The sequence below is a fragment of the Bacteroides sp. genome (genome assembly GCF_019417265.1).
GTDB lineage: Bacteria > Bacteroidota > Bacteroidia > Bacteroidales > Bacteroidaceae > Phocaeicola.
On record NZ_DXVR01000084.1, the window covers coordinates 1 to 12961 of the forward strand.

Consider the following 12961-nt stretch of genomic DNA (forward strand, 5'->3'; position numbering starts at 1 on the left):
TGAGCTCTCAAATCATGTCTATCGGAGTTTCGTCACGCCTCGGGTGCGGCTTCTTTTTTTTCTATAATTCTATCCCCTAAATTTTATTTGATAATTTTATTCATTCAGTGAACATTGAATGAACGATTGATGAACACTTTGTGAAAAAAGTGGTAACGATTTATGGTTATAAAATTGATAAAAGAGTCGGCCTGTTTAAGACAGGCGTATTGGGGACTTGTTTATTGGATGTTTACTGACTGTTTATTCACGTTCACTAAGAGTAGTAATAAATGAATAAAAGCCGCTTATTAGCGGCTTTTATTCATTTATTGTGGTTATGTAACGTTTAAGTATCAGAATTCAGAAGTGAAATGGAACTTGATGTGTTTGAAGTCCATCTGTGCCATCTGAAGCACGTATCCACTGTCGGCAAGGAACACATCTCTTCCGTCACGGTCTTTTGCCATATACTGGTATTTACGCTTCTTGAATGCTTCAAGTTCTTCCGGGTCATCACTTTCAATCCAGCATGCTTTGTAAAGACTTACAGGCTCCCAGCGGCATTTTGCGTTATACTCATTTTCAAGGCGGTACTGGATTACTTCGAACTGCAACTGACCTACAGTACCGATAATCTTGCGACCGTTAAACTGGTTTACAAAGAGCTGTGCCACACCTTCGTCCATAAGCTGGTCGATACCCTTGCTGAGTTGTTTTGTCTTCATAGGGTCAGCATTCTCGATGTATTTGAACATTTCCGGTGAGAAGCTTGGCAGACCTTTGAAGTGAAGATTTTCGCCTTCAGTCAGAGTATCACCAATCTTGAATGTTCCGTTGTCAGGTAAACCTATTATATCTCCGGCCCAAGCCTCGTCTACTGTAGTCTTACGCTGTGCCATGAACTGTGTAGGCGAAGAGAAACGCATTGTCTTGTTATGGCGTACATGCAGATATGGAGTGTTACGGGTGAACTTTCCTGAACATACCTTACAGAATGCCACGCAAGAACGATGGTTAGGGTCAATATTGGCTGTTATCTTGAAGATAAATCCTGTAAATTTAGGTTCGTCAGGATTTACTGTACGTTCAACTGCTGTGACAGGACGAGGGCTCGGAGCAATCTCTACGAAACAGTCCAGCAATTCATGAACACCGAAATTGTTAAGAGCAGAACCGAAGAACACAGGAGCTACATCACCCTTAAGATATTCTTCTACATTGAATTCAGGATATACTCCATCAATCAGTTCAAGCTCGCCACGGAGTTTGTCTGCAAGATCATGACCTATATGATTGTCCAGTTCCTCTGTATTTATATCTACCTCTACCTTTTCTGTAACAACCTGCTTTGAAGGTTGGAAAAGGTTCAGTTTCCGTTCATATATATTATATACACCGCGGAAACGTGGTCCACTCTCGATAGGCCATGTAAGAGGGCGTACCTGAATGACAAGTTCTTCTTCAAGTTCGTCAAGCAAATCGAACGGGTCCTTGACCTCACGGTCCATCTTATTCACAAAGATGATTACCGGAGTGTTACGCATACGACATACCTCCATCAGTTTTCTGGTCTGGGTTTCCACACCTTTCGCACCATCGACAACGATGATAACACTGTCCACAGCAGTAAGTGTACGGTAAGTATCTTCGGCAAAGTCCTGGTGTCCCGGAGTGTCAAGGATATTAACCTTATAGTCGTTATAGTCGAACTCCATCACGGATGTGGTAACGGAAATACCACGCTGCTTTTCGATGTCCATCCAGTCGGATGTAGCTGTTTTCTTGATTTTGTTTGATTTTACCGCACCGGCCACCTGAATCTGACCTCCGAAAAGCAAGAGTTTTTCTGTCAACGATGTCTTTCCGGCATCAGGATGGGCGATAATGGCAAACGTACGTCTTCTTTCTATTTCCTGATTCATATATTATTTTGAGTTTTTAAGTCTTTGAGTTCTTAAGTTTTTAGTTTCTATAGCTTGCAGATAATAACAAACTTATAGACTTAAAACTTATAAACTTGTATTCAATATCTCCATACACTCCTTAAGGCTGTCCATCCAGTATGGTATCTCTATTCCATAAGTGTCCTTAATCTTGGTCTTGTCGAGTACAGAATAGTGAGGACGTGTAGCTTTGGTAGGATAATCCTCAGTGTGAAGCGGTTTTACATTGCATCCCTGAATGCCGGCAATGGTATGGATTGCTTTAGTGAAATCATACCATGAACAAACACCCTCGTTGCTGAAATGATACACTCCCGGAACAATTCCCTTGTCGATGGCTGCGAATATTGCAACGGCAAGGTCGCGAGCATATGTAGGAGTTCCTATCTGGTCGAAAATCACACCTAAGGTATCTCTTTCTCTTCCAAGACGCATCATGGTTTTTACGAAATTATTGCCGAAAGAGGAATACAGCCATGCTGTTCTTATCACCATTGTTTCAGGGCAATACTTGAATGCTTCCTTTTCTCCACCGAGTTTGGTTATACCGTAAACAGAGTTAGGACAGGTTTCTGCATTTTCACGGTAGGGGATATGTGCAGTTCCGTCGAATACATAATCGGTAGATATCTGAATGAGGTATCCGTTATTGGCTTTTGCGGCTTTGGCAAGGAAGCCCGGTGCATGCTGGTTCAGCATAGTGCACAGCTTTACATTGTCCTCTGCTTTGTCGACAGCCGTATATGCGGCACAATTTACTATGATATTTATGTCGTTTGACATTACATAATTCATTACAGCCTGTTCATTGCAGATATCAAGTTCTGCTACGTCTGTAAAGAAATATCTGTATTCCGGATATGATTCCGACAAGATACGCATTTCATTGCCAAGCTGACCGTTGGCACCGGTTACAAGTATATTTTTCATAACTCCAATTCTCCTTTCTTATCTTTTATATAATAATCTGCAAGAATAGCCAGAAGGTCACTTATCACTTTAATGGCTTTCTGTGTTTCCTCGCTTATTTCTTTTTTCTGAAGTTTCAGCATCAATACGCCATACATGGCATCAAAACATGTTTCCAACTCCGGAACGTCCTTGTCGGCACCTTTAGCTCTCAATTCCACTATGAAAGGAAGAGCCTTATAATATGCTGCACTGTAATACGGATATTTAGGAGAACGGAGCAACTGCAGATGAAGGTCTGTAAGCCAGACTATAATATTCTTGTTTATCTGGATATGACCTTTCTCCATGACACCTTCGTCGTGCATCATGTTTGCAAGGTCCTTATACCATTGGAACAGTGTCGCTTTCTGTTCGTCAGTCACAGGATAAGGGTCCACTATGTCCTTCTTAATCATGTCCATATCAAAATGATAAGCACGAAGCAAGTCCTCTATCTGCCACATATAAAGCAGATATTCCGCAATATTCTGCTGTTTTAACTGTTGAGAAATATACATATCAATATATTGAATTTCCTAATAATGCAAGTCCTAAACCTATGATTGATGCAACTATGACTATAACTCCGATGACACGGTTAAGTATCCAAATGCCACGGACATTGAAATGGTTGCGAACCTTATTGACGAAATATGTAATACTGAACCACCATGTAAGGGCACCCAGCACGATAGCTAAATATCCGACCAGCTGAAATCCTACGGGACTTCCAGGCATGACGAAAGAAAATCTCGCAAAAAGACCTACAAAGAGAAAGATAATCAGCGGATTGGACAATGTAACAAAAAATGCTGTTATGAAATTATGAAGATACGAACCTCGTTTACCGGAAACGGGGCGCAGTGCTTTCACGGGGTTACTTCTGAATGTGTAAATACCGAAGGCAAGGAGCATTATACTACCTACTATCTGCAACAAAGTCTGGTGCTTGATTATAAGTTCGTCCATGAAACTCATGCCGTAACCTGTTATCAATGAATAGCCTATATCGCTCAATGCAGCGCCAAGACCTGTTACAAAACCGAACCAACGTCCCTTATTCAGTGTTCGCTGAATACAAAGAACGCCAACGGGTCCGAGTGGTGCCGAAACCACTACCCCAATAACAAAACCCTTAACCAATAAATCCAGTATAGTAACTTGCTCTAACCAATTCATAATGCAAAGATGATACTTTTTTGTGAAAGTACCTATATTTAATATTGATTTTCTTTCGTAACAATTGGCTTTTATGTAACTTTGCACACATAATAATAAGTTTTAATATAAAAAGCCTGCCGGTTGGGAAAATGCATGTCTTTCAGACACCGCTTCATAACATCAAAAAAAACGACGAAGCGTTTGAAGTAAAACGACGAAACGTTTCATTTAAAATGACGAAGCGTTTTTTTTTTTCAAGCCTGCCGGTCTTTATATATAAAGCACTGATTGATACAAAATTCAATTAAATAATAAGTATATGATTCTATTTTTCAGAACCCCAAGCAAAAGCGTGATTGCTACTGCATGCAGTCAGGAATTGAATTCGGAAGACATCAAGAAGTTATGCTGGCTTTACAGTGACGCTACTGTAGAAACAGAAGATAACCTGAAGGGATGTTTTATCGGTCCTCGCCGAGAAATGATTACTCCATGGAGTACAAATGCCGTAGAAATCACTCAAAATATGGGTATAAGCGGTGTACGCCGTATTGAAGAATATTTCCCTGTAAAAGATGAAAACGCTGAATACGACCCTATGCTTCAGCGTATGTACAAAGGCTTGAACCAGGAAATATTTGATGTAAATATCAAACCGCAGCCTATCGTTTACATAGAAAACCTGGAAGAATATAACGAGCAGGAAGGTCTGGCACTGTCACGTGAAGAAATGGACTATCTGCTTAAAGTGGAAAAAGACCTTGGACGTAAGCTTACAGACTCTGAAGTGTTCGGTTTCGCACAGATTAACTCAGAGCACTGCCGTCACAAAATCTTCGGTGGTACATTCATCATCGACGGACAGGAAATGGAATCATCACTCTTCCAGATGATTAAGAAAACCACAAACGAAAATCCTAACAAGATTATCTCAGCCTACAAGGACAATGTGGCATTCGCCGAAGGTCCTGTTGTAGAACAGTTCGCTCCGAAAGACCACTCTACTTCTGACTATTTCGTAATCAAAGATATCAAGACTGTTATTTCTCTTAAGGCAGAAACTCACAACTTCCCTACTACGGTAGAGCCGTTCAACGGTGCATCAACTGGTACAGGTGGTGAAATCCGCGACCGTATGGGTGGAGGTAAAGGTTCATGGCCTATCGCAGGTACAGCCGTTTACATGACTTCTTATCCTCGTTCGGAAGAAGGTCGCGAATGGGAAAACATTCTTCCTGTACGCCAGTGGTTGTATCAGACTCCTGAACAGATTCTTATCAAGGCTTCAAACGGTACTTCAGACTTCGGTAACAAGTTCGGTCAGCCGCTTATCTGTGGTTCTGTACTTACATTCGAACATCAGGAAAACAATGAAAAGTATGCTTACGACAAGGTTATCATGCTTGCCGGTGGTGTGGGTTACGGTACTCAGCGTGACTGTCTGAAAGGTAGCCCTGAGGCAGGTAACGAAGTTGTGGTTCTTGGTGGTGACAATTATCGTATCGGTCTTGGTGGTGGTTCTGTATCTTCAGTTGAGACAGGACGTTATTCTTCTGGTATCGAGCTTAACGCCGTACAGCGTGCAAACGCAGAAATGCAGAAACGTGCTTACAACGTGGTTCGTTCACTTTGCGAAGAAGACGAAAACCCTATCGTTTCTATCCACGACCACGGTTCGGCAGGTCACGTAAACTGTCTGTCTGAGCTGGTTGAAGACTGCGGTGGTCTTATCCATATGGACAAGCTTCCTATCGGTGATGAAACTCTTTCTGCAAAGGAAATCATCGCAAACGAATCGCAGGAACGTATGGGATTGCTTATCGACGAAAAGGCAATTGACCACGTAAGAAAGATTGCAGAGCGCGAACGTGCTCCTATGTACGTCGTTGGTGAAACTACAGGCGATCACCGTTTCGCATTCGAACAGGCTGACGGCGTTCGTCCGTTCGACCTGGCTGTAGACCAGATGTTCGGTTCTTCTCCTAAGACATATATGGTTGACAAGACCGTAGAACGTAAATATGAAAATGTATCATACGATGCGGCAAAACTGAACGAATACGTAAGAACTGTTCTTCAGCTTGAAGCTGTAGCTTGTAAGGACTGGTTGACTAACAAGGTTGACCGTTCGGTAACAGGTAAGATAGCACGTCAGCAGTGTCAGGGTGAACTTCAGTTGCCATTGAGCGACTGTGGTGTGGTAGCTCTTGACTATCGTGGAAATGCCGGTATCGCAACAGCTATCGGTCACGCTCCTCAGGCTGCACTTGCCGACCCTGCTGCAGGTTCTGTTCTTGCTGTTTCGGAAGCTTTGACAAACCTTGTTTGGGCTCCATTGGCAGACGGTATGGACAGCATTTCTCTTTCTGCCAACTGGATGTGGCCTTGCCGCTCACAGGAAGGTGAAGATGCAAGACTTTATACAGCTGTGAAGGCTTTGTCTGACTTCTGCTGCTCACTTCAGATAAACGTTCCTACAGGTAAGGACTCATTGTCAATGACTCAGAAATATCCTAACGGAGAAAAGATTATCAGCCCGGGAACAGTAATCGTTTCTGCAGGTGGTGAAGTAAGCGACGTTAAGAAAGTCGTTTCTCCTGTTATGGTTAATAAGGAAAAATCTACATTCTATCATATAGACTTCAGTTTCGACCAGTTGCGTCTTGGAGGTTCTGCTTTTGCACAGAGTCTGAACAAGGTAGGTAACGATGTTCCTACAGTACAGAATCCAGAATACTTCCGCGATGCATTCCTTGCAGTTCAGGAACTTATCAACAAGGGGCTGATTCTTGCAGGTCACGATATCTCGGCAGGCGGTCTTATCACTACATTGCTTGAAATGTGTTTCGCTAACACAGAAGGCGGTATGGAAATCGAACTTGACAAGATTAAGTGTGATGATATCGTCAAGATTCTGTTCGCTGAAAATCCGGGTATCGTTATACAGGTGGCAGACAAGAACAAAGCTGAAGTCAAGAAGATTCTTGAAGATACAGGCGTTGGTTTCGTGAAACTTGGTAAACCGACAGAAGAACGTCATATCCTCGTTTCTAAGGATGGTGCTACTTACCAGTTCGGTATCGACTATCTGCGCGATGTATGGTATTCTACTTCATACCTGATGGACCGTCATCAGAGTATGAACGGATGCGCTAAGAAACGTTTCGAGAACTACAAGCAGCAGCCAATAGAATTTGCATTCAATCTTTCATTCACAGGTAAGCTTTCTCAGTTCGGACTTGACCCGGACCGTCGTACTCCAAGCGGTATCAAGGCTGCAATCATCCGTGAGAAAGGTACTAACGGTGAACGCGAAATGGCATACATGCTTTACCTTGCAGGATTCGATGTTAAGGACGTTACAATGACTGACCTCGTAAGCGGACGCGAAACACTGGAAGATATCAACATGATTGTGTTCTGCGGTGGATTCTCTAACTCTGACGTTCTTGGTTCTGCCAAGGGATGGGCCGGCAGCTTCCTGTTCAACCCTAAGGCTAAGGCTGCTCTTGACAACTTCTACGCACGCCAGGATACTTTGTCACTCGGTGTATGTAACGGTTGCCAGCTGATGATGGAACTCGGACTTATCACTCCTGAAGACAAGAAGAAAGGCAAGATGCTTCATAACGACTCACACAAGTTTGAATCTAACTTCCTCGGCGTGACAGTTCCTATGAACCGCAGCGTGATGTTCGGCTCATTGAGCGGTTCTAAGCTCGGTATTTGGGTAGCTCACGGAGAAGGTAAGTTCTCATTGCCTTATCCTGAAGACCACTATAATGTAGTTCTGAAGTATTCATATGATGAATATCCGGGTAACCCTAACGGTTCAGACTACAGCGTAGCCGGTATCGCTTCACAGGACGGACGTCATCTTGCAATGATGCCACACCTTGAAAGAGCTTGCTTCCCATGGGAAAATGCTTATTATCCTGCTGAACGTCTTGGTGAAGACCGGATTACTCCATGGATGGAAGCATTCGTAAATGCTCGCAAGTGGGTGGAAGAGAAAATAAAGAAGTAAAATAGTTATAAGGCAGGCTGATACCTCCTATTAATACTATAATACTAAAACAAAAAGGTTTTTCCGGGTAAGATCGGGAAAACCTTTTTTTTGTTTTATTTTGTTTTCCAATCATTTTTAGCGACATTTGCAATGTATAACTTCATAATGCCATGTTTTATAGATTTATCCTAACATTTATCATAATTTTCTCATGTATATTCAGTTCATATTCTCAGATATACAAGTACATTGATATGAAAGACGGGTTGAGCAGCCGTCGTGTTCTTTCCATATGCCAGGGAGAGCAGGGATATATGTGGGTGCTCACACACAAGGGGGTAGACAGATTCGATGGAAAGAATTTCAAACATTATCAGTTGATGAAGAATGATGATGTTGTGAACTTTTATCCAAATCTTAATATGTTGTATGCCGATGAAAAAAACAAATTGTGGGAAATAGGAAAGGATGGCTATATATTCAGATATGATGAGATGAAAGATTCATTCCGTCTTGTATTCGATATGAAAACTGTTTTTCCACAATATAAGAACCTGCCGGTATCAGCATTTTATTTTGGACAAGGTGAGGCTCTGATGTGCAGTGATAAAGATATTATACTTTATAATATAGATAATGACAGTATTTCATGCATAAAGGATGTAACAGACGAGGAGATTTCGTATATATCTGAAGCTAAAGTAAAAGGAGAATATTTCTTAGCTTCAAAGAAGCATGTATATAAGGCAGATTTATCTTCTGCTGACTTTAAAAAGGCTAAGCTCAGTATCCTGAATTTGGAAAATATAGGGCTTATAGACTATATTTATTATCATAAGGAGTCTGACTGTCTGGTTATTAATAGCCTGACAGAGGGGTTATTCTTATATGATACCAATAATGGAGCTTTGCATAATATGGGTAGAACGCTGACTGACGTAAGCATAAATACTATAAAACCATATGTCAGCTCCGGCAGTGAGGTTCTTATAGCTACCGATGGTGATGGAGTGTATAGGTTGGATTTGAGAAACAGAATTTTCTCGACTTTCCTTACTGAAGACTATTCAAGGCTTAACAGAATGAACGGTAGTATTATAAAAGATTTATGCATTGACCATGATGGTAGAATATGGAATGTGATTTATCCTACAGGTATTACCGTTTATACAGAAAAATATCAGCCGTATGAGTGGATAAGGCATTCGAAAGATAATTCAAATTCACTTATAGATAACAGAATCAATGCCATAATGACTGATTCTGAAGGCGATGTGTGGTATGCAACAAGTAATGGAATAAGTTGTTACGACAGGTCTGCCGGGAAGTGGATAAGCTATTTGTCTGCATTTGTAAGAAACTCGAAAAATGACAATCATATATTTACATCACTTTGCGAATATAAACCAGGAGTGATACTGGCAGGAGGGTATATGTCCGCTATATACAGAATAAAAAAGAGTGATGGTGATGTGAATTATGCTGTGCAGTTCACGTCGGACAACAGTGAAATTCCAGATAAATATGTAAGAAGTATATTTAAAGATTCGGACAATATACTTTGGGGAGGTGGTTTCCAAAGTTTGAGATCGTATGATGACAGGAAAAAACGTTCGAACGTCTATCCGTCCACTTATCCAATAACGTGTATTAAAGAGAGGAATAGAGGAACATTGTGGGTAGGTACGATAAACGGATTATATATCTTCCATAAGGCAGAAGGCAAGTTTGAAAAGTTTATAATGGAGCAGGAATCGTGTTGCGTAAACTCCATATATATAACTGAAAACGGGAATTATACTTTTGTGGGTACTTACGGAAACGGTCTGTATATTATTGACAATTCTTCGGAAACAGTAAAACATTATACCACTGCAAACTGTAGTCTGACAACAAATAACATATACAGCATAGTTGAAAATAAGTTTGGCAATATAGTTTTAGGTACTGAAAACGGAATATCACTGTTCAATGTAAAAGATAATCTGTTCAATAACTGGACAGGGGAACAGGGGCTTGCTGCATATAACTTCAATCAGGGAGCTGCTGTCAATACAGGGTATGGTGAGATAATTCTCGGCAGTAATGAAGGTGCTATAGTATTGGCTGACAGTATGCGACTGCCGGAGTTTTTCTCTTCGCATATGGTTTTGGATAATCTTAGTATAATGTACAGGCCGGTATATCCGGGAGAGAAAGGTTCTCCACTGAAGAAAATGCTGAACGAAACATCGTCTTTAGAACTGAAATATAACCAGAATACATTCTCTATTAATGTATCGTCGGTAAACTATGATAATCCTTCGAACATATATTATACATGGAAGCTGGAAGGATTCTTCGACGAATGGAGTACCCCGAGCGAAGATGGTATGATAAAATATACAAACCTTTCGCCGGGAGAATATAAACTCAGAATCAGAGCCATACTTCTTGATAATAATCAGTTGTTGGAAGAAAGAAGTATAAGTATTGTCATAGAAAGTCCTTTGTGGCTTACTCCATGGGCTATATTGCTTTATATAGTTCTTATTTCCGGAGCAGCCTTTTCGCTTTACAGGTATAAGATGATAAAGAAGGACAGACGTATCTCTCAGGAGAAGATAAACTTCTTTATTCATACGGCTCATGATATCAGAACTCCGTTGACTCTTATAAAGGCTCCGTTAGGAGAAATCCTGAGAAAGGAAAAACTTTCTGAAGAAGGTACAAAGAACATAAATCTTGCAATGCAGAGTACAGATAATCTTTCTGAACTGGCAAATAAACTTATGAACTTCCAGAAGGAGGAACTCTACAGTCCGCAGGTTATAGTAAGAAAGTATGAACTGAATTCATATTTTAAGGAATATCTGCAGCGGTTCAGGAATTATGCGGAACAGCAGGAAGTAAGGCTTGAATATAGAAGCGATTTTAATGAACAGGAGGTATGGATAGACAGGAACAAGATGGACTCTATTTTGAGAAACCTCATTACCAATGCGCTGAAATATACCCCTAAGGGAGGTTCTGTGAGTGTGATAGCTTCATGCAGCAAGAGAAACTGGAATGTTGATATTACTGATACAGGCATAGGAATACCGAAAAAGGACCAGAAGAAGATGTTTAAATATATGTTCAGAGGTTATAATGCAACCAATCAGCTTATAACCGGTTCCGGTATAGGTATGCTTCTTACATGGAGATTGATACAGAACCATGAAGGACGTGTTTCTTTCTCAAGCGAGGAGAATGCAGGAACAAGTTTCCATCTGTCGTTCCCGATAAAGAGTTCCCGATACATATATCGTGATGAGGATGTAGCAGAAAATAAGGATACTGTAACTCAGGAAGGATGGGCATATACAATAGCTTCTCAGGATGGTGCATCGAATGAAGATTCTGCTGTAATGTTAAAAGATCTTCCTGCAGATGCGCCAAATATTCTGATAGTAGAAGATAATGATGTACTGAGAAATTTCCTTCTCCAGTCTTTATCGGATACTTACCATATGTCAGGTGTTGAAAATGGTAAGGAAGCACTTGATCAGATAAGGAAAGTGCAGCCGGATTTGATAATTTCGGATGTTATGATGCCTGTTATGAATGGACATGATTTGTGTAAGGCTGTGAAAGGAAACATGGTTACAAGTCATATACCATTTATTATGCTTACAGCATTAGGTGACAAGAAAGATATAATAGATGGGCTCAAGACCAAAGCTGATTTGTATATAGTTAAGCCATTTGATATTACAATCTTGAAGGCAAATATAAGTAATGTGCTTGAGAATAGAGATTTGATACGCAAAAGGCTTCAGGAACTTTTGGCATCTTTGCCTCAGCGCAGTTTTGACGAAAGCCGTAATGAGATTTCTTCAGACGAAACAGATGTTCCGGAGATGATTTCAACGCTTGACGACGAGTTTATCCGTAAGGTTACAGGTTTGATAAAGGAAGGTCTTGGTAAGGGACTTAATGTTGACACGCTTTGCGCTTCTGTTAATATGAGTCGTACAAGTTTTTATAACAAGATAAAAGCTTTGACAGGAGAGCCACCGGCGGAACTTATCAGAAACATACGAATGCAGGAGGCTGCAATATTGCTGAAAACCAAGGATTATACAGTATCCGAGGTTTCAGATATGTTGGGATTTGCCGATCCTAAATATTTTGCTGATACATTCAAGAAATATTATGGCGTTCCACCGAGGGATTATATGAAGTCTGTCAATAATTAAAACTCGCTTTTCAGTATTTAATTATTAATTTTTAATGATTAATTCTCAACATGCTGTATTTTAAGTTTTTTACTATATTTTTCCGTATAGGACTCTTCACAATAGGTGGAGGGTATGCCATGGTACCACTGATAGAGGCGGAAATTGTCGATAAAAGGAAATGGATTAAAAAAGAAGAATTTCTGGATTTGATGGCCTTGTCACAGACTGTTCCGGGCATTTTTGCAGTGAATATTGCTATATTTATAGGTTATAAGCTGCGCAAATTCCGGGGAGCGTTTTTTATGACTTTAGGTACAATTATGCCATCTTTTCTTATTATTCTTGCAATAGCACTGTTTTTTCGTCAGTTCCAGCACCTTGAAACGGTCGAACGTATATTCAAGGGGATACGTCCGGGAGTAGTTGCGCTGATAGCGGCTCCTACATTCAAGATGGCAAAATCAGCACGTATAAACAGATATAATATATGGATTCCGGTTGTATCTGCATTACTTATATGGCTTTTAGGCTTTTCACCTATCTATGTCATAATTCTCTCCGGGCTTGGAGGATATTTTTATGGACGATATAAAGCTAAGAAGTCTAAGGCGACACATGGTGAACGGTAAATGAACATATAATGAACAACATATGAACGGTATTTGTCTTACCCTGAAAAAAGTTGACTCATAAAACCAACATTATGAGTTCAC

General features: G+C 40.6%; 7 protein-coding genes. 3 read left to right on the plus strand and 4 right to left on the minus strand.

Annotated elements, in window-relative coordinates; translation table 11 throughout:
• Window positions 1-335: 335 nt before the first annotated feature.
• The 4 genes from QZ379_RS09935 to QZ379_RS09950 all read right to left on the minus strand — a co-directional run bounded on the left by QZ379_RS09935 (window position 336) and on the right by QZ379_RS09950 (window position 4055).
• Window positions 336-1904, minus strand: a complete 1569-nt coding sequence (locus QZ379_RS09935) for a peptide chain release factor 3 (protein WP_291563883.1) — start codon at window positions 1902-1904, stop codon at window positions 336-338.
• An 87-nt stretch (window positions 1905-1991) separates the two neighbouring features.
• Window positions 1992-2855: a dTDP-4-dehydrorhamnose reductase gene (gene rfbD / locus QZ379_RS09940; RefSeq protein ID WP_291563885.1), complete on the minus strand. Its 864-nt coding sequence runs from the start codon at window positions 2853-2855 to the stop codon at window positions 1992-1994.
• Complete coding sequence (locus QZ379_RS09945; RefSeq protein ID WP_291563887.1) at window positions 2852-3394, minus strand: DUF4924 family protein; 543 nt, start codon at window positions 3392-3394, stop codon at window positions 2852-2854. The genes rfbD and QZ379_RS09945 overlap by 4 nt, the downstream gene beginning before the upstream one ends.
• Before the next feature lies 1 nt (window position 3395).
• The gene (locus QZ379_RS09950) at window positions 3396-4055 is read right to left on the minus strand and encodes a LysE family transporter (RefSeq protein ID WP_291563889.1); all 660 of its coding nucleotides are present in this window, start codon (window positions 4053-4055) and stop codon (window positions 3396-3398) included.
• A gap of 301 nt (window positions 4056-4356) precedes the next feature.
• On the opposite strand from QZ379_RS09950, the gene purL reads away from it, so the two are divergent.
• The 3 genes from purL to QZ379_RS09965 all read left to right on the plus strand — a co-directional run bounded on the left by purL (window position 4357) and on the right by QZ379_RS09965 (window position 12877).
• Window positions 4357-8064, plus strand: coding sequence for a phosphoribosylformylglycinamidine synthase (purL, locus tag QZ379_RS09955; RefSeq protein WP_291563891.1), 3708 nt, complete (start codon window positions 4357-4359; stop codon window positions 8062-8064).
• A 236-nt stretch (window positions 8065-8300) separates the two neighbouring features.
• Window positions 8301-12266: an ATP-binding protein gene (locus QZ379_RS09960; RefSeq protein ID WP_291563893.1), complete on the plus strand. Its 3966-nt coding sequence runs from the start codon at window positions 8301-8303 to the stop codon at window positions 12264-12266.
• Between the two features lie 50 nt (window positions 12267-12316).
• On the plus strand, window positions 12317-12877 hold the full coding sequence (locus tag QZ379_RS09965) for a chromate transporter (protein WP_291563895.1): 561 nt from the start codon (window positions 12317-12319) through the stop codon (window positions 12875-12877).
• Window positions 12878-12961 lie beyond the last annotated feature (84 nt).